Below are 17,486 nucleotides of genomic sequence, written 5' to 3'. Positions count from 1 at the left end.
TGCAGTTCCTTCATGGGGTTAGCCTTCCGCGGTGAAACCGACCTCTTTCACGATCGGCGCCCACTTGGCGGTGTCTTTCTTCAACAGTTCGGTCAGCTCGGCGGGCGTGGAGGACATGGCTTCCAGGCCGAAGGTGCCGAGGCCGTCGATCACGTCCTTCTGCGCCAGCGCGTTCTTCATCGAGGCGTTGAGCTTCGCGACCAGCTCGGGCGAGGCCTTGGCCGGCAGGAAGAAGGCGAACCACTCGCTGTGCGCCATGTCCTGGATGCCCTGCTCGCCGAAGGTCGGCACGTCGGGCGCGAAGCGGCTGCGCTTGGCGCCCGAGACGCCGAGGATGCGCACCTTGCCCGTGGGCAGGTGCTGCGTGATGTCGCCGATCGGGCCCGACACCGCCGAGATGTTGCCGCCCAGCAGGTCGAGCATGGCCGGCTGCGTGCCGCGGTAGGCCGCGTGCTTGAGCTCGACGCCGCCCTTCTTGCCGAGCAGCGCGCCGATGAAGTGCGGCGTAGAGCCGGCCGCCGGCGAGCCGTAGTTGGCGCCGGCCGGGTTGGCCTTGGCCCAGGCCAGGAATTCGGGCACGGTCTTCACGCTGGCCGGCACGGCCGGGCCGACCGCGAAGCCGAAGTCGAAGATGCAGCCGATGGTCACGGGCGTGAGGTCGACCATCGGGTCGTACGGCAGCTTCTTGTAGATGTGCGGGTAGATCGTGAGGATCGAGGTCGGCGTCTGCAGGATCGTGGTGCCGTCGGCCGGGCGGCCCTTGACGTAGCCGACCGCGATCTGGCCGCCCGCGCCGGTGCGGTTCTCCACCACGGCCGCGCGCGCGTAGTCGGGGCTCAGCTTGGTCGCGACCCGGCGGCAGATGGTGTCCGAGGTGCCGCCGGCCGCGAAGCCGGTGACGATGGTCGCGGTCTCGATGCCGGCCTGCGCGAAGGCCCGTTGGCCGATGCCGGCAAGCAGCGCGGAGGCGCCGGTGGACTGCAGCAGCTGGCGGCGGGTGAAGCTCATGATGGTTCTGTCTCCGGGTAACGGTGGTTGGGGGTCAGGACTCGTCGCGCAGCCAGGTGACCGCGCCCGAATGGGTCACCGCGCCCTGGTGGGCCGGGCGCACGGTGAGCGCGTATTTTTCCAGCAAGCCACCGCGCGGGACCCCCGCGTTTACTCCACGTCCGGCGAGGCGCCGCGCGATCTCCTCGTCCGTCAGTTCCACCGAAATGGTGCGCGCCGCCGCGCGCGCGTCGATCGCGATCAGGTCGCCGTCGCGCAGCGCCGCGATCGGCCCGCCGTCGGCCGCCTCGGGCCCGGCATAGCCGATGCACAGGCCGCGCGTGGCGCCCGAGAAGCGCCCGTCGGTCAGGAGCGCCACCTTGTCGCCCATGCCCTGGCCGTAGAGCAGGGCGGTGATGCCCAGCATCTCGCGCATGCCGGGGCTGCCCTTGGGGCCCTCGTTGCGGATCACGATCACGTCGCCCGCTTCGTACAGCCGGTTCTGCACCGCCGTCTGGGCCTGCTCCTCCGAATCGAAGACGCGCGCCGGGCCGCGGTGCACCAGCGTCTGCAGGCCGGCGGTCTTGAGCAGCGCCCCGTCGGGGCAGAGGTTGCCCTTGAGCACCGCCAGCCCGCCGTCGCGCGTGATCGGGTTGCCGGCCTCGCGCACCACGCGGCCGTCGGGCGCCAGGGCGTCGGCCAGTTCCTCGGCCATGGTGCGGCCGGTGAAGGTGAGCACGTCGCCGTGCAGGAAGCCCTGCTCGAGCAGCGTGCGCAGGATCACGCCGGCGCCGCCGACGTAGAACACGTCGCGCGCGAGGTAGCGCCCGCCCGGGCGCAGGTCGGCGATGAGCGGCGTGCGCGCGAACACCTCGGCCACGTCGTCGAGGTGGAAGCGGATGCCGGCCTCGTGCGCGATCGCCGGCAGGTGCAGCGCGGCATTGGTCGAGCCGCCGGTGGCCGAGACCACGGCGCAGGCGTTCTCGAGCGCCTTGCGCGTGACGATGTCGCGCGGCAGCGGGCTGTCGCCCATCACCGCCTTCATCAGCGTCTTCGCGGCGCGGCGCATCAGCGGCGCGCGCTCGCTGAACACGGCCGGCACCATGCTCGAGCCGATCGGCGCGAGGCCCAGCGCCTCCGACACCATGCCCATGGTGTTGGCCGTGAACTGCCCCGCGCAGGCGCCGGCCGTGGGCAGGCAGGCGCGGCTCATGGCGTCGAGCTCGTCGTGCGTGGCCGTGCCGGCCAGCACCTTGCCGATGGTCTCGTAGGTGTCGACCACGTTGAGGTCGCGCCCGTCGGGCCCGGGCATCTGGCCCGGCAGCGCCGAGCCGCCGTGCACGAACACGCTCGGCACGTTGCAGCGCACCATGCCCATCATCAGGCCCGGCAGGTTCTTGTCGCAGGCGCCGATCGCGAAGATGCCGTCCCACTGGTGGCCGCGCACCGAGGCTTCCACGCTGTCGGCGATCAGCTCGCGCGAGATCAGTGAGAAGCGCATGCCCGAGTGCGCCATGGTCAGCCCGTCGCTGACCGACACCACCGGGCATTCGTGCGGCGTGCCGCCGCCCGCGTAGATGCCGGTCTTGGCATGCTGCGCCTGCTCGCGCAGGTTCAGGTTGCACGGGCTCATCTCGCCGCCGGTGTGGAACACGCCGACGTGCGGGCGCTCGATGTCCTCGTCGTCCTGGCCCAGCGCATGCAGGAAGCTGCGCGTGGTCGCGCGGATCGTGCCCTCGCGGATGGTGGCGGAACGGAAGCGCGGCGGCTTGGGGTCGGTGGGCGTGGTCATCGGCTGGCGGCGGGCTGGCTCGGGAAGGGGGGAAAGGATCAGAACATGCCGTTGCGGTTGGCGGCGGTCTCGGGCACCGGCTGGATCACGTCCCAGTGCTCGACGATCTTGCCGTTCTCGAGCTTGAAGATGTCGACGATCGCGTTGCCGCGCGTGCCGGGCTCGCGCACCGCGTGCACATGCAGGATCACGTAGTCGCCCTCGGCGAAGCTGCGCTTGATCTCGCTCTTCGAGTTCGGGAATTTCTCGCGCAGGAAGGCGATGAACTTGCGGAAGCCCTCGGGCCCGTCGGCCGCGGTCGGGTTGTGCTGCACGTAGCGGTTGCCCACGTACTGGAGCGCGGCCTCGGCGTCCTTCTGGTTCAGGCCCTTCTCGTAGAAGGCCAGCACGGCCTGGCGGTTGGCTTCCTGCTGGGCTCCGGGGCCGGTGGCGGGGAGCTGGGCGCAGGCGGAGAGGCCCAGCACGGCGGCGGCGGCGAGGAACTTGAGGGCGAGACGGCGCATGCGGACTCCTGTCGTTGCTTCAGTAGCTGCTGGGAGCGGGCGCGGCCGGGGCGGCGCCGTCCTTGAACTTGGCGGCGAGCTGGCGCGCGGCCGCGGCCAGCACGATGGTGTCCACGCCCACGGCCACGAAGGTGGCGCCGGCCGCGAGCCACTTGCGCGCCTGCTCCTCGGTGGTCGAGAGGATGCCCGCGGCCTTGCCGGCCTTCTGGATGCGCGCGACCGCGTCGGCGATCACCGCCTGCACCTCGGGATGGTTGGGCTGGCCCACGAAGCCCATCGAGGCCGAGAGGTCGGCCGGGCCGATGAACACGCCGTCGACGCCGGGCGTGGCCGCGATCGCGTCGAGGTTCTTCATCGCCTCCACCGTCTCGGCCTGCACCAGCAGGCAGGTCTGGGCATTGGCTTCGTGCAGGTAGTTCGGATAAGCCTGCCAGCGCGAGGCCCGCGCGAGCGCGCTGCCCATGCCGCGGATGCCCTCGGGCGGATAGCGCATGCCCTGCACCATGCGCGCGGCCTGCTCGGCGGTGTCGACCATCGGCACCAGCAGCGTTTGCGCGCCGATGTCGAGGTACTGCTTGAGCAGCGTGGTGTCGCCCACGGGCACGCGCACGATCGGCTGCGGCCGGGTCGCGCCCTCGGGCAGCGCCGACCAGGCGCTCGAGATGCCCTGCAGCTGCGCGAGCACCGAGCGCACGTCGTTGGGCGCGTGCTCGCCGTCGACCAGCAGCCAGTCGTAGCCGGTGCCGGCCAGGATCTCGGCCGCGTAGCCGTCGGCCAGGCCGACCCACAGGCCGATCTGGGCGCGCTTCTCGGCCATGGCCTTCTTGAACAGGTTGATGGGGGTGTGCATGAAGGATTCCGAAGAGGTCAGACGAGGCGGAACGACACGGCGCCCAGCGGGCCGTAGTCGGCATGGAAGGTGTCGCCGGGCAGCGCGGTGGTCGGGCGCGTGAACGAGCCGCCGAGCACCACCTCGCCGGCTTCCAGGTGTTCGTCCCAGGGCGCGAGCTTGTTCGCGAGCCAGGCCACGCCGGTGGCTGGATGGTTGAGCACGGCCGCGGCCACGCCCGATTCCTCGATCACGCCGTTCTTGTAAAGCAGCGCGCTGACCCAGCGCAGGTCGACCGCGTCGGGTTTCACGGGCCGCCCGCCGATCACGATGCCGGCATTGGCCGCGTTGTCGGCGATGGTGTCGAAGACCTTGCGCGGCGCCTTGGTGTGGCGATCGAACTGCTCGATGCGCGCATCGATGATCTCGATCGCCGGCACCACGTAGTCGGTGGCCGCGAGCACGTCGAAGATGGTCACGCCCGGGCCCTTGAGCGGCTTGCCGAGGATGAAGGCCAGCTCGACCTCGATGCGCGGCGCGATGAAGCGCGCGAACGGGATGTCGGAGCCCTGCTCGAAGAACATGTCGTCGAGCAGCGTGCCGTAGTCGGGCTCGGTGATCTGGCTCGACTGCTGCATCGCGCGCGAGGTCAGGCCGATCTTGTGGCCCTTGGCCACGCGGCCCTCGGCGATCTTCTGCCGGACCCATTCGCGCGAGATCGCATAGCCGTCCTCGATGGTCATCTCGGGAAAGCGCTTGGAGAAATGCTCGACCTGCACGCGCGAGCGTTCGCTCTCGTGCAGTTCGGCCGCGAGCCGGGCGATGGTGTCGGAAGAAAGCATGGCGGTGTGTGTGGGGGTCAGCTCTTGTTGAACAGGGGATGCAGGTTGCTGTGCTTGCCGTCGTAGACCTGGCCGGGGCTCTCGTCGATCTGCAGCGTGATGCCGATGTGGCGTTGCGAGAAGACGGGCTCGAAGTGGCTTCGCACCCTGGCCAGCAGCTCGTCGCCGGCCTTCTTCTTCACGGCCTCGGAGCGGCCCGCGGCCATGCGCAGGTTGAGGTAGACGAAGGCGTAGTCGGCCTTGCCGTCGGCCACCGCGTAGTGCGCGGCCGGGTAGGCCAGCACGCGCGTGCCGCCGGTCGGGAACACCGGCTTGCCGGCTTCGTCGCGCTGCTCGAGCATGGTGTCGGCCAGCGTGCGGCACAGCGTCGACATATCGGTCTCGGCCTCGATGTTGGGCGTGTAGAGGATCACCAGGTGCGGCATGGTCGTGCTCCGTTCAAACCACCGACATCGTCGCGGCCGTGCAGGTCACCGCGAAGATCGGAATGGCCTTCATGTGGAAGATCTCGCCCTGGCCGCGCGCGGCCGCGGCCACGCTGAGGAAGGTGCGGATCTCGAAGCCGCCCTGGCCGGCCTCGCGGTAGGTCGCCTCGTCGCCGTAGTCGTCGAGCGAGAGCAGCGCCTCGCGGTCGTTGGCGCACCAGCGGCGCATGAACTCGGCGTCCCACTCGGCGTTGACCTTGCCCGAGTCGGGCGTGGCCGGCCAGTGCGAGATGCCGCCGGTGCCCACCAGCGCGATGCGCTCGGGCATCTTGTCGCAGGCGCGGCGCAGCGCCTCGCCGAAGGCCCAGGCGCGGTGCAGCGGCGTGAGCGGCGGGCCCTGGCAGTTGATGTTGACCGGGATGACCTTGGTGTCGAAGTTCGGCGTGAGGAAATTCAGCGGCACCATGATGCCGTGGTCGAACTTCCATTCCTCGGCGTAGGCCACGTCCACCGTCTGCATCACCTCGCGGATCAGCCGCTGCGACAGCGCGGCGTCGCCCGGGATGGTGTGCTTCTCGATGCCGAGCCACTTCGGGTCCTCGATCGGTCCCTCGTAGCTGTCGGCCATGCCGATCGCATAGGCCGGCATGTTGTTCATGAAGAAGTTCGCGAAGTGCTCGGCCGCGATCACGATCACCGCATCAGGCTTCGTCGCGCGCATGGCCTCGCCGAAGCGATGGAACTGCGCGTGGAACTCGTCCTTCACCGCCGGGTCGGCGAGATGCGCGCGGCCGGTGATGCCGGGGGCGTGGCTGCACACGCCTGCGAATACGAGACTCATACGCCCGCCACTTTCTCGTCGGTTCCGGTTGTCATTGCATAGATGCCGGCGCGCACCGGCCCGTACTTGCGCACGCCCTCGCGCATGGCCTCGAGGTAGTCGGCCCACGGAATGCCCAGGAGCGGCGCGAAGTGCATCAAGAGCTGCCCGTTGCAGCCCAGCACGTAGAGCTTGCCGACGTCGCCGCTGTCGATGGCCTCGCGCTCCTCGTCGCTGAGGTCGTAGCCGCCGAGCAGCGCCTTGCGCGTGTCGCCGCCCTCGGCATAGCGCCGCTGCACCTCGGTATCGCGGTTGAGCGCGAACAGGAATTTCTGCATCGCATAGAGGCTCATGGTCAGCCCTCGATCTGGATGTTGGCCTTGCGGATCACGTCGCCGTACTTCGCGATCTCGCTCTGGACGAAGACCGCGAAGCGCTCGGGCGAGCCCGACAGCGACGCGATGCCGCCCTTGCGGAAGGCCTCGGTCACCACCGGTCCCGCGAGCGCGCGGTTGACCTCGGCGTTCACGCGCTGCACCACGGCGTCGGGCGTGCCGGCGGGCGCCAGCAGGCCGTTCCACGAATTGGACTCGATCGCCACGCCCTGTTCGGCCAGTGTGGGAATGTTCGGCGCGTACTGCGAGCGCTGCGCGGTCGCCATGCCCAGCGCCACCAGCTTGCCGCCCTCGACGTGGCCGCGGAACTCCGGCCAGTTGCCGAACATCATCGTGACCTGGCCGCCGAGCAGGTCGGTCAGCGCCGGGCCCTGGCCCTTGTAGGGCACGTGCACGATGTCCAGGCCCATCTGCAGCTTGAGCATCTCGCCCGAGAGGTGGGCCGAGGTGCCGTTGCCGAAGGAGGCGAAGCTCAGCGTGCCGGGCTTCGCCTTGGCCTGGTCGCGCAGGTCGGCCAGCGTCTTGAGGCCGCTGCCCGGATGGGTGGCGAGCACGTGTTCCGACATGCCCATCAGCGCCACCGGGCGCAGGTCCTTCAGCGTGTCGTAGGGCAGCTTGCGCACCAGCGTCTGGTTGGCCGCGAAGCTGTTGGCCACGCAGACGAAGCTGTAGCCGTCGGGCGCGGCCTTGGCGACCGTGTCGACGCCGATCACCGTGCCCGCGCCGGGCTTGTTCTCGATCACCACGGGCTGGCCCAGGGTCTTCGCGAGCTCGGTGCCGACCAGCCGTGCGACGAAGTCGGTGGTGCCGCCGGGCGGGAAGGGCACGACGATGCGCACCGGCCGGGCCGGCCACGCGGCCTGGGCGCGCGCCAGCATCGGCAGGGCCGCGAGCGCGGCCGTGCCTTGCAGCAGCGTGCGGCGCGCGAGGTTCATGCCACGCCCCAGTGCGGAATGTGGTGCGAGCCCATCGATACCGCCACGTTCTTCGGTTCGCAGAACACCTCGTAGCTCCAGGTGCCGCCTTCGCGGCCGGTGCCCGAGGCCTTGGTGCCGCCGAAGGGCTGGCGCAAGTCTCTGACGTTCTGGCTGTTGACGAAGCACATGCCGGCTTCCACCGCGGCGGCCACGCGGTGCGCCTTGCCGATGTTCTCGGTCCAGACGTAGCTCGACAGGCCGTACTGGATGTCGTTGGCGAGCTCGATGGCATGCGCCTCGTCGCGGAACGGGATCAGGCAGGCCACGGGGCCGAAGATCTCGTCCTGCGCGATCTTCATGCGGTTGTCGACGTCGGCGAACACCGTGGGCACCACGTAGTTGCCCTTCTTCACGCGGTCGGGCAGGTTGCTCGGCGCTTCGAGGCCGCCGCACAGCAGGGTAGCGCCTTCCTTCGGGCCCAGCTCGATGTAGCTGCGCACCTTGGCCAGGTGGGCCTGCGAGATCATCGGGCCGACGATGGTCTTCTCGTCGAGCGGGTCGCCCACCGTGATGCGCCTCGCGCGCTCGGCGAACTTGGCGGCGAAGTCGGCGTAGATCGACTGCTGCACCAGGATGCGCGAGCCGGCCGTGCAGCGCTCGCCGTTGTTGCTGAAGATCATGAACACGGCCGCGTCGAGCGCGCGGTCGAGGTCGGCATCGTCGAAGATCACGAACGGGCTCTTGCCGCCGAGCTCCATGCTGAACTTCTTGAGGCCCGCGCTCTTCACGATGCGGTTGCCGGTGGCGGTGGAGCCGGTGAACGAGATCGCGCGCACGTCGGGGTGCGCCACCAGCGGTTCGCCCGCTTCCTTGCCGTAGCCGTGCACCAGGTTCAGCACGCCGGGCGGAATGCCGGCCTCGAGCGCCAGCTCGCCCAGGCGCGCGGCCGACAGCGGCGAGAGCTCGCTCATCTTCAGCACGGCCGTGTTGCCGAAGGCCAGGCAGGGCGCGACCTTCCAGGTGGCGGTCATGAAGGGCACGTTCCACGGGCTGATCAGCGCGCACACGCCGACCGGGTGGAACAGCGTGTAGTTCAGGTGCGTGGGCGTGGGGTAGGTGTGGCCGTCGACGCGCGTGCACATCTCGGCGAAGTAGTAGAAGTTGTCGGCCGCGCGCGGCACCAGCTGCTTGCCGGTCTGCGCGATGACCTGGCCGCAGTCGTTGGTCTCGGTCTGCGCGATCTCGGGCACGTTCTTCGCGATCAGGTCGCCGAGCTTGCGGATCAGCTTCGCGCGCTCGGGCGCGGGCATGCCGGCCCACTTGGGGAAGGCTTCCTTGGCGGCGGCCACGGCCGCGTTCACCTCGGCCTCCCCGCCGGAGGCGACTTCGGCCAGCACTTCCTGCGTGGCGGGGTTGACGGTCTCGAAGTAGTCCGAGCCCTTGACGGACTTGCCGCCGATGAGATGGTCGATCTGTTGCATGAGGGAATCCGGTTCAGTCCAGTTTGATGTCGCGCGCCTTGATCAAGGCATGCCATTTCTTGCGCTCCGCATCGGTGTAGCGCGTCATTTCGGTGGCGTCGGCGGGGCGGGCCTCCCAGCCGGCGTCGTAGAGCTTCTGGCGCACGCCGGCATCGGCCATGGCCTTCTGCAGCTCGGTGCCGAGCTTCGCCTGCACTTCCTTCGGCGTGGCCGCGGGCACGACCAGGCCCTGCCAGGTGTAGGCCTCGACGTTGGCGAAGCCCAGTTCCCTGGCGGTGGGAATGTTCGGCAGTTGCGGCACGCGCTCGGCCGACATGGCGAGCAGCGGCACCACCTTGCCGGCCTTGACCGCGCTCACGCCGCTGGGCAGGTCGAGCATCATCAGCGCGACCTGGCCGCCCATCAGGTCCTGCAGCGCGGGCGCGCCGCCCTTGTAGGGCACGTGCAGCATCGACACCCCGACTTCGCGCTGGAACAGTTCGTAGGCGAGATGGTGCGGACTGCCGGTGCCCGGCGTCGCGATGCTGTACTTGCCGGGCGAGGCCTTGAGCGCGGCCAGCAGCGCCTTCGCATCGGCGATGCCCGCATTGGGCGCCGCCGTGATGATCAGCGGCGAGCGGCCCATCATGCCGACCAGCGCGAAGTCCTTCTCGGCGTCGTAGGGCAGCTTCTTGTAGAGCGCGGGGTTGTAGACCAGCACGCCGTTGTCGGCCGAGAACACGGTGTAGCCGTCGCCGGCCGAGCGCGCCACGTTCTCCGACGCGATGATCGCGCCGGCACCGGGCCGGTTGTCGACCAGCACCGGCTGGCCCAGCTGCTGCGACACCTGCGCGCCCACGGTGCGCGCGAGGAAGTCGGTGCCGCCGCCGGCCGGATAGCCGACCACCCAGCGCACCGGCTTGGCGGGGTAGGCGGTCTGCGCGACGGCGAGGGCCGAGACGGCCAGCGCCATCGTGGCTGCGGCCACGGACTGGAGGAGCTTCTTGCCGGTGATCATGTCGTGTCGTCTCCGCTGATTTCTGGGGCGTGTGAATGGAAAAGGAGAGCGCGCCGCGGGGGCGCGCTGGAAAGAATCAGGCCGCCGCGATGGTGTTGACCAGCGCGCCGATGCCCTCGATCTCGGTCACGATCTCGTCGCCGGGCTGGCAGTCGACCACGCCGTCGGGCGTGCCCGTGAGGATCAGGTCGCCCGGCGACAGCGTCATGAAGCGGCTGAAGTACTCGATCAGGAAGGGCGCGTCGAAGATCATGTCGCGCGTGTTGCCCTGCTGCGTGACTTGGCCGTTGACCGTGGTGCGCAGCGCGAGCGCCATCGGGTCGGCCACGTCCTTCGCATCGACCAGCCAGGGGCCGATCGGCGTGCAGGTGTCGCGGTTCTTCACGCGCAGGTTGGGGCGGTACCAGTTCTCGAGGTAGTCGCGGATCGCGTAGTCGTTGGCCACGGTGTAGCCGCCGATGAAGTCGTAGGCGTCGTCGCGCTTCACGTGGCGCGCGGTCTTGCCGATCACGATCGCGAGTTCGCACTCGTAGTGCATGAACTGCACGCCGGCCGGGCGGAAGGTCTTCTGGCGGTGGCCGATCAGCGCGCTCTGGCCCTTGACGAAGACCAGCGGCTCCTCGGGCGCCTTGAACTCGAGCTCCTTCGCATGGTCGGCGTAGTTGAGGCCGAGCGCGAGGATGGTGCGCGGGCGCGGCGTGGGCGCGAGCGGCGGCAGCCAGTCGACGGCGTCGAAGCCGACCACGCGGCCATCGGCCAGGCGCAGCGCGCCGTCGTGTTCGACGGCCTCGTGCACGGCGTTCTCGTAGCGGATGCGTGCGTGCTTCATGCGGCGGCTCCCGTCTCTTCCGCGACCAGGGTGTTGGTGAGCGTCTCGAAGCCCGGCGCCGAGATTTCGATGCGGTCGCCCACGCGCGCCAGCGGCCGGCCCGCGCCGCAGCCGAGCATCAGCACGTCGCCGTGCGCCAGCGTCATGAATTCGCCGACCTCGGCCAGCAGCTGGCGCGCGGGGCGCACCAGCGTGGAGAAGTCCAGCGTCTGCCTGACTTCGCCGTTGATGCGCACCTCGACGCGGAACGCCGCGGGATCGTCCACCTCCTGCGCGTCGCGCAGCGCGGGGCCGATGCCGAGGAAGCCGTCGAGGCACTTGAACTTGACGGGCGGGCGGAAGAAGCTGGCATGCGGCACCGACAGGTCGTTCATGGGCACGAAGCCTTCGATGTCGCCGTCGGCGCCGACCACCATGCCGATGCTCGCGCCCACCTCGACCTCGGGCAGGTTCGCCGGCACGGGGATCGCGGCGCCGTGCGGGCTCCAGGTGTTGGCGGTCTTGACGTAGAGCACCGGCGCCTTGGGCGGTGCCTTGTAGGGCGGCGCGCTCATCTGCGGCGCGAGCGCTTCCACCTCGGCGCGGAAGTTGAGCAGCGTGCCGTAGACGGTGCCGGCGGGAAGGAAATGGGAAGGTGAAGAAGGGGGGCTCATGGCTGTTCCAGTGCGATCAGTTCGTCGAGCAGCTCGTAGAGCTGGCCGAGCTTGTCCTTGCCCAGGGATTGCTCCATCCACTGGTAGTGCGCCTCGATGCTCGAGGACAGCTTGTTCACCAGCTTCATGCCGCGCGGCGTGGCCTCGACCACGGTGCGGCGCTGGTCGGCCGGGTCGCGGCTGCGCGTGATCAGGTCGTCGCGCTCCATGCGCGCGAGCACGCCCGTGAGGCTGGGCCCGAGGATGAAGGCCTCGCGCGCCACGCGGCCGGTTTCGACCGCGCCGTGTTCGCCGAGCACGCGCAGCACGCGCCACTGCTGGTCCGACAGCGCATGCACGCGCAGGCTGGGCCGGGTGTGGGCCATGACGGCTTCGCGCGCCTGCAGCAGCAGGCGCGGAAGGTTGCGGTGGGTGAAGGCGGTGTTCATGTCGGTCGATTTATTTAACATGTTAAATGATCGGCAAAAAAACACGGCTACGGGATAACCCTGGCCCGCGCTCGGGCCAGGGTGGAGGGCTTCAGTCGACGGTCGCGCCCGAGGCGCGGATCACCTGCCCCCAGCGTTCCGATTCGCTGCGGATGTAGGCCGCGAGCTGCGCGGGCGTGCTCGAGCCGGGCTCGAAGCCGTCGTTCTCGAGCTTCTGGCGCAGCGCGGGCTGGGCGATCACCTTCGCGATCTCCTGGCTCAGCCGCTCGACCACCGGCGCCGGCGTTCCCGCGGGCGCGACGATGCTCTGCCAGGCCACGGCCTCGAAATCGGCGGTGCCCGGCAGCCGCGACTCGGCCACGGTCGGCACGTCGGGGAAGGTGGGCTGGCGCTTCTTCGAGGTCACGGCCAGCGCGCGCAGCTTGCCGCTGCGCACGTGCTGCAGCGCCGGCGCGATGTCGGTGAACATCAGCTGCAGCTGGCCGCCGAGCAGGTCGGTGAGCGCGAGCGCGCTGCCCTTGTAGGGCACGTGCGTCATCGCGGTGCCGGTGGCGAACTTGAACATCTCGGCGCCCAGATGCTGCGGGCTGCCGTTGCCGGCCGAGCCGTAGCTCAGGCCTTCCGGTTTGGACTTGGCGAGCGCCACCAGCTCGGCCAGCGTGCGCGCGGGCACCGAGGGATGCACCACCACCATCAGCGGCACCGCGCCGATCAGGCCCACGGGCGCGAAGTCCTTGGCCGGGTCGTACGAGAGCTTCTTGTAGAGCCAGGGATTGATCGCGAGCGTGGTGCTGGTGGCCACCAGCAGGGTCGAGCCGTCGGGCGCCGAGCGCGCCACCTGCGACGCGCCGATGGCGGTGCCCGCGCCGGGCTTGTTGTCGACGATCACGGTGCGGCCGAGCGCGGTGCCGAGCTGCTGCGCGATCAGCCGGCCGAGCATGTCGGTGGTGCCGCCGGGCGCGTAGGGCACGACGATGGTGATGGGCTTGTCGTTCTGCGCCAGCGCGGCGAGCGGGCCGGCGGCGCAGGCGACGGCGGACAGGGCACCGAGCTGGCGCAGGGCGTGGCGGCGGTTCATGCGGATGTCTCTCTTTCTTTCTGGGATTCGGAAGCGGCCGCGGGCGCGACACCGCGCAGCAGGTCGACCAGCGCCTCGGGATCGGCCGGCACGGCATCGCCGCGCCAGGCCACGTGCTGGTCGGGGCGCGAGATCACGAGCGCGCGGTCGTAGAGCGCGGCGGCCTCGGGGCCGTCGATGTCGAGCACGCGCAGCGGCAGCCCGCGCGCGGCGGCCGCGGCCACGAGCGGCGCGACCTCGAGCGCCGGGTCGCGGCGCAGCAGCACGTAGCCCTCGCCGAGCGCGGCCATCGCGTCGTAGAGCGAGCGGCCGTCGGCCAGCCACAGGTGCGGCACGCGGCAGCCGGGCACGGTGGCCGGCTTGAAGTCGTACATGGTGTAGGCCGGCGCGGCCTCGCCGTCGTAGGCGATCAGCGGCGAGGCGTCGTAGAAGTAGCCGAAGTTCAGCCCGCCGCAGCAGTACTGCTGCACGTTGAGGTCGTACAGCGCCTGGCCGCGCGCGGCGCGCAGCGCATCGCCCTCGGGGCCCGGTGCCTCGATGCCCTCGGGCACGCCCTCGCGCTGCTTCTGCAGGGCCAGCGCATGGTTCATCGCGAACTTCGAGACCTGCTCGGTGATCGGCTGGCGCTCGGCCTCGTGCGCGCCGAGCGCGGCCTCGGCGAGCCAGCCGCGCAGGTGGCCCGCGAGCAGCCACGACAGGTTCATCGCGTCGGCGATGCCGGCGTTCATGCCGTAGCCCGCCATCGGGATCCACAGGTGGGCCGCGTCGCCGCAGATGAAGACGCGGCGGTCGCGGAAGCGCTCGGCCACCAGGCGGCGGCCGATCCAGTCCTCCTTCGAGATCACCTCGTACTCGAAGTCCGGCCCCACGCCGAGGATCTGGCGGATCGCCCAGTCACGGTCGATCGATTCGAAGTCGGTCTCGTCGGCCAGCAGGTAGTTGTGCAGCAGCCAGGTCTCGCGTCCGTCGATCGCATAGACGTTGCCGCAGCGCCGCGGATTGAGCGCGAAGGTGGCCCAGGCCGGTTTGTTCTTCAGCAGACCCAGCAGCGCGGGCGCGCGGAAGTAGGTCGACTGCACGCGGCCCACCACGTCGGTGCCGCGCAGGTTGGCGCCGATCTTCTTGCGCACCGTCGAGCGCCCGCCGTCGCAGCCGATCAGGTAGCGGCAGCGGATGCGCACCGCGCTGCCGTCGTCGAGGTCGACGCCGGTCGCCCACACGCCCTCGTCGTCCTGCTCGAAGTCGTCGATGCGCGCGCGGTTGCGGATGCGCAGGCCCGGCGTGGCCTCGGCATGCGCGAACAGCACCGGCTCGAGGAAGATCTGGTTGATGCGGTGCGGCGGCTCGGCCGTGGGCCACCAGGTGTCGGGGCCGCCGGTGGCGGTGTAGCGCTCGCGCCGCGCGGGGATCGGGATGCGCGAGAGCTCGGGCCCCGTCACCGTGGTGCGGTAGGCCACGTCGTTCGGATAGTCGGCCGGCAGGCCCGCGTCGCGCAGTGCCTGCGCCACGCCGAGCCGGCGGAAGATCTCCATCGAGCGGGCCGACACGTGGTTGCACTTCACGTTCGGCGGCTCGCCGCGGTGGCGGATCTCGGTGACCAGCACGTCGATGCCGCGTTGCGCCAGGTCGATGGCCAGCGTGAGGCCTACCGGCCCGCCGCCGACGATCAGCACCTGCGCCTGCAGTGGTTCTGTCATGGGTTCGCTTGTCTCTCGTTGTGGACGGCGGCCATTACAGTGCCGAAGTGCCATCCGACAGAAGTGAAACTTTCATGGCCATTCATAAAAAGCCTTTATCAATGCGCGGCGTGCCCTCGGTGCGCCAGCTGCGCGCCTTCGCGGCCGTCTACCACAGCGGCCAGCTGTCGAGCGCCGCCGCGGCGCTGTCGCTCACCCAGCCGGCGGTCAGCGTGCTGCTGCGCGAGCTCGAGGACCGGCTCGGCGTGCGGCTGTTCGACCGCACCACGCGCAGCCTGCATCGCACCGCCGCGGCCGACGAGGCCATCGGCCATGCCGAGCGCGTGCTGGCCGAGCTCGACGCGCTGGGCAGCGGCATGGCCGAGCTCGCGGCCGGGCGGCGCGGCCGCCTGCGCATCGCCGTCACCTCGACCATCGCGCAGACGCTGATGCCGCGCGCGCTGCGCCGCTACACGCAGCAGCATCCCGAGGTGAAGGTCGCGATCGACGACTGCGCGCCAAGCCAGTTCGTCGAGACCGTGCTCAGCGGCCAGGTCGACTTCGGCGTCGGCACCTTGCAGGCGCGCACGCCGGGCCTGGACGAGCGCGTGTTCGTGCACGACCACCTCGCCGTGATCGCCGACCGCGACCTGCCGCTGCCCGGCGGTGCCGCCGGCATCACCTGGCGACAGCTCGCGGCGCTGCGGCTCATCACGGTCAAGCCCGGCTACGGCGTGCGCAACAGCATCGATGCCGCGGCCGCCGAGGCCGGCGTGCGGCTCGAGATCGCCTACGAGGTGACGCTGCTGACCACCGCGCTCGCGATGGCCGCGGGCGGGCTCGGGCCGGCGCTGCTGCCGGCCTCGATCCTCGCGCATGCCGATCCCTCGCGGCTGGTCGCGCGCCGGCTGATCCGGCCGACCGTGGCACGCAACATCGCAGTGGTCACGCGGCAGGGCCGTTCGCTGTCGCCGGCCGCGGCGGCCTTCGCCGACCTGCTGGCGAGCGAATTCGCGATCTGAAGGCTCAGGCGCGCGGCCGCGCCAGGTAGGCCTGCATGGTCTCGATGAAGGTCTTGGCCGCCACCGAGAGCGTGCGGTCGCGCTTGGCGACCACCGAGATGTTGCGCGTCACCACCGGCGCGTGGATCTTGCGCGCCACCAGTTCCTTGAAGCCGCACTGCGCCACCAGCTCGGCCGGCACGATCGACGCGCCCAGGCCCGAGGCGCTCATCGCGAGCGCGGTGGTCAAGAGCGACACCTCCTGCTGGATGTCGAGTGCCACGTTGGCCGCGCGCGCGGTGCGGTCGATGGCATTGCGGATGCCGTAGCCGGCCTTCACCGTGATCAGCGCATGGCCCGCGAGGTCGCTCCAGCGCACCTGGCGGCGCCGCGCCAGCGGATGGCTGGGCAGGCACACCAGCGCGAGGTGGTCGTGGATCAGCGTGCGCTGGCTCAGCGCCGCCACCTCCTGGTCGGGCGAGCCGATGCCGAAGTCCACCTGCTCCGAGAGGATGCGCGGCACGAACTGCTCGGTCTCGCAGTCGACCAGCTGCACACGCACGCCCGGATGCAGGTCGTTGAAATGCCGGATCACCGGCGGCACCAGCGTCAGCGCGATGGTCGGCGTGACCGCGATGCCGATGCGCCCGCTGGGCGCGGCCTGGCCGCGGAAGCCGGTCTCGAGCGAACGCACGTCGCGCAGGATGCGCTCGGCCACCGGCAGCATCTCGTGCGCGGCCTCGGTCGGGCTCAGCGAGCGCGTGGTGCGGTCGAACAGGCTGGTGCCGGTGGCGGCCTCGAGCTGGCGGATCAGCACGCTGACGGCCGAGTGCGTGAGGTAGAGCCGGTCGGCCGCCGCGCTGAGTTTGCGCCAGCGGTAGACCTCCACGAAGGCGCGCAGCTGGCGCAGGCTGGTGCCGGGGATCGAGCCATCGTGATTCATGAATTTATTTCGACGCTTGCAAAATAAGTTTCGATTCTCTCGCGCTGCGTCCTCCGCTCCAATCGCGCCCATGCCCTGCATCCGGAGGGCGCCAACGACAACAGGAGACTCGATGAACGGCTCGGGCTTTTCATTCGCGCACACGCGCGCCGCCGTGTCCGACGCGGAGTGGCGGCAGCGCGTCGATCTGGCGGCGGCCTTCAGGCTGGCCGGCTACTACCGCATGACGGACCAGATCTACACCCACCTCACGGCCAAGGTGCCGGGCACGCAGGCGCATTTCCTCATCAACCCCTACGGCGTGCTGTTCGACGAGGTCACGGCCTCCTGCCTGGTCAAGGTCGACATCGACGGCGAGGTGGTGTTCGACCCGACCGGCATCGGCATCAACCCCGCGGGCTTCCTGATCCACAGCTGCATCCACCGCGCGCGGCCCGACCTGCATGCGGTGCTGCACACCCACACCGCGGCCGGCATCGCGGTGGCGGCGCAGCGGCGCGGTCTGCTCAACCTGTCGCAGCACGCCATGCGCTTCCACCGCCGCATCGGCTACCACGACTACGAAGGCGTGGCGCTCGACTTCAGCGAGCAGGACCGGCTGGTGCGCGACCTCGGCCCGCACAACGTGATGATCCTGCGCAATCACGGCCTGCTGGCCGCGGGCGACACCATCCGCGAGGCTTTCGAGCGCCTCTACTACCTCGAGCGCGCCTGCGAGGCGCAGGTGCGTGCGCAGTCGGGCGGCGCCGAACTCATCGAATGCAGCGACGAGATCGCCGAGAAGGTGGCGCAGGCGCTCGACCGGCCCGGCCGCTCGGCGCGCGACAACGACTGGCCGGCGCTGCGCCGGCTGCTGGACCGCATCGATCCGTCGTACGCGACCTGAAGCC

19 protein-coding genes are annotated in these 17,486 nt (G+C 70.2%); 2 read left to right on the top strand and 17 right to left on the bottom strand.

Annotated elements, in window-relative coordinates:
- Positions 1-18 precede the first annotated feature (18 nt).
- The 16 genes from ACEN9J_RS19385 to ACEN9J_RS19310 form a co-directional block, all read right to left on the bottom strand.
- A complete protein-coding gene (locus tag ACEN9J_RS19385; RefSeq protein ID WP_413761805.1) occupies positions 19-1,008 on the bottom strand; it encodes a Bug family tripartite tricarboxylate transporter substrate binding protein in 990 nt (329 codons plus the stop codon).
- A gap of 34 nt (positions 1,009-1,042) precedes the next feature.
- The gene (gene ilvD, locus ACEN9J_RS19380; RefSeq protein WP_413761804.1) at positions 1,043-2,779 is read right to left on the bottom strand and encodes a dihydroxy-acid dehydratase; all 1,737 of its coding nucleotides are present in this window, start codon (positions 2,777-2,779) and stop codon (positions 1,043-1,045) included.
- A gap of 38 nt (positions 2,780-2,817) precedes the next feature.
- Positions 2,818-3,282: an ester cyclase gene (locus ACEN9J_RS19375; protein ID WP_057592746.1), complete on the bottom strand. Its 465-nt coding sequence runs from the start codon at positions 3,280-3,282 to the stop codon at positions 2,818-2,820.
- A 19-nt stretch (positions 3,283-3,301) separates the two neighbouring features.
- Positions 3,302-4,132 carry a 4-hydroxy-2-oxoheptanedioate aldolase gene (gene hpaI, locus ACEN9J_RS19370; RefSeq protein ID WP_057592747.1) on the bottom strand — a complete coding sequence of 277 codons (831 nt, stop codon included), beginning with the start codon at positions 4,130-4,132 and terminating at the stop codon, positions 3,302-3,304.
- Positions 4,133-4,149: 17 nt separating this feature from the next.
- The gene (hpaH, locus tag ACEN9J_RS19365) at positions 4,150-4,953 is read right to left on the bottom strand and encodes a 2-oxo-hept-4-ene-1,7-dioate hydratase (RefSeq protein WP_413761803.1); all 804 of its coding nucleotides are present in this window, start codon (positions 4,951-4,953) and stop codon (positions 4,150-4,152) included.
- Between the two features lie 17 nt (positions 4,954-4,970).
- A complete protein-coding gene (locus ACEN9J_RS19360) occupies positions 4,971-5,378 on the bottom strand; it encodes a 5-carboxymethyl-2-hydroxymuconate Delta-isomerase (protein ID WP_413761802.1) in 408 nt (135 codons plus the stop codon).
- Between the two features lie 13 nt (positions 5,379-5,391).
- The gene (locus ACEN9J_RS19355) at positions 5,392-6,219 is read right to left on the bottom strand and encodes an extradiol ring-cleavage dioxygenase (protein ID WP_413761801.1); all 828 of its coding nucleotides are present in this window, start codon (positions 6,217-6,219) and stop codon (positions 5,392-5,394) included.
- On the bottom strand, positions 6,216-6,551 hold the full coding sequence (locus ACEN9J_RS19350; protein ID WP_261211953.1) for an aromatic ring-opening dioxygenase subunit LigA: 336 nt from the start codon (positions 6,549-6,551) through the stop codon (positions 6,216-6,218). The genes ACEN9J_RS19355 and ACEN9J_RS19350 overlap by 4 nt, the downstream gene beginning before the upstream one ends.
- A gap of 2 nt (positions 6,552-6,553) precedes the next feature.
- Positions 6,554-7,528: a tripartite tricarboxylate transporter substrate binding protein gene (locus tag ACEN9J_RS19345; protein ID WP_413761800.1), complete on the bottom strand. Its 975-nt coding sequence runs from the start codon at positions 7,526-7,528 to the stop codon at positions 6,554-6,556.
- Positions 7,525-8,991: a 5-carboxymethyl-2-hydroxymuconate semialdehyde dehydrogenase gene (gene hpaE, locus ACEN9J_RS19340; RefSeq protein WP_057592752.1), complete on the bottom strand. Its 1,467-nt coding sequence runs from the start codon at positions 8,989-8,991 to the stop codon at positions 7,525-7,527. Before hpaE ends, ACEN9J_RS19345 begins: the two co-directional genes overlap by 4 nt.
- A gap of 13 nt (positions 8,992-9,004) precedes the next feature.
- Complete coding sequence (locus tag ACEN9J_RS19335; protein WP_413761799.1) at positions 9,005-9,988, bottom strand: Bug family tripartite tricarboxylate transporter substrate binding protein; 984 nt, start codon at positions 9,986-9,988, stop codon at positions 9,005-9,007.
- 76 nt (positions 9,989-10,064) lie between these two features.
- Positions 10,065-10,817: a fumarylacetoacetate hydrolase family protein gene (locus tag ACEN9J_RS19330; protein WP_261211948.1), complete on the bottom strand. Its 753-nt coding sequence runs from the start codon at positions 10,815-10,817 to the stop codon at positions 10,065-10,067.
- Positions 10,814-11,470 carry a fumarylacetoacetate hydrolase family protein gene (locus tag ACEN9J_RS19325; RefSeq protein WP_413761798.1) on the bottom strand — a complete coding sequence of 219 codons (657 nt, stop codon included), beginning with the start codon at positions 11,468-11,470 and terminating at the stop codon, positions 10,814-10,816. The genes ACEN9J_RS19330 and ACEN9J_RS19325 overlap by 4 nt, the downstream gene beginning before the upstream one ends.
- Entirely contained in the window at positions 11,467-11,898 is a 432-nt protein-coding gene (hpaR, locus tag ACEN9J_RS19320; RefSeq protein ID WP_057592756.1) for a homoprotocatechuate degradation operon regulator HpaR, read from the bottom strand. The genes ACEN9J_RS19325 and hpaR overlap by 4 nt, the downstream gene beginning before the upstream one ends.
- A 91-nt stretch (positions 11,899-11,989) precedes the next feature.
- The gene (locus ACEN9J_RS19315; protein WP_261211941.1) at positions 11,990-12,976 is read right to left on the bottom strand and encodes a Bug family tripartite tricarboxylate transporter substrate binding protein; all 987 of its coding nucleotides are present in this window, start codon (positions 12,974-12,976) and stop codon (positions 11,990-11,992) included.
- Positions 12,973-14,673, bottom strand: a complete 1,701-nt coding sequence (locus tag ACEN9J_RS19310) for an FAD-dependent oxidoreductase (RefSeq protein WP_413761797.1) — start codon at positions 14,671-14,673, stop codon at positions 12,973-12,975. Before ACEN9J_RS19310 ends, ACEN9J_RS19315 begins: the two co-directional genes overlap by 4 nt.
- 74 nt (positions 14,674-14,747) lie before the next feature.
- Here ACEN9J_RS19310 and ACEN9J_RS19305 point away from each other — a divergent pair, with 74 nt between their 5' ends.
- Positions 14,748-15,674, top strand: a complete 927-nt coding sequence (locus tag ACEN9J_RS19305; RefSeq protein ID WP_296774573.1) for a LysR family transcriptional regulator — start codon at positions 14,748-14,750, stop codon at positions 15,672-15,674.
- Between the two features lie 4 nt (positions 15,675-15,678).
- Here ACEN9J_RS19305 and ACEN9J_RS19300 read toward each other — a convergent pair whose 3' ends face one another.
- Positions 15,679-16,596 carry a LysR family transcriptional regulator gene (locus tag ACEN9J_RS19300; RefSeq protein ID WP_208513292.1) on the bottom strand — a complete coding sequence of 306 codons (918 nt, stop codon included), beginning with the start codon at positions 16,594-16,596 and terminating at the stop codon, positions 15,679-15,681.
- A 112-nt stretch (positions 16,597-16,708) separates the two neighbouring features.
- Between ACEN9J_RS19300 and ACEN9J_RS19295 the strand changes: the two genes are divergently transcribed.
- A complete protein-coding gene (locus ACEN9J_RS19295; protein ID WP_057592760.1) occupies positions 16,709-17,482 on the top strand; it encodes a class II aldolase/adducin family protein in 774 nt (257 codons plus the stop codon).
- The last annotated feature ends 4 nt before the right edge of the window (positions 17,483-17,486 follow it).

The sequence above is a fragment of the Variovorax sp. Varisp41 genome (genome assembly GCF_047325085.1).
Classification (GTDB): domain Bacteria; phylum Pseudomonadota; class Gammaproteobacteria; order Burkholderiales; family Burkholderiaceae_C; genus Variovorax.
Note: the sequence above shows the minus strand (reverse complement) of the source record. Positions and strands in the feature narration are given on the sequence as shown.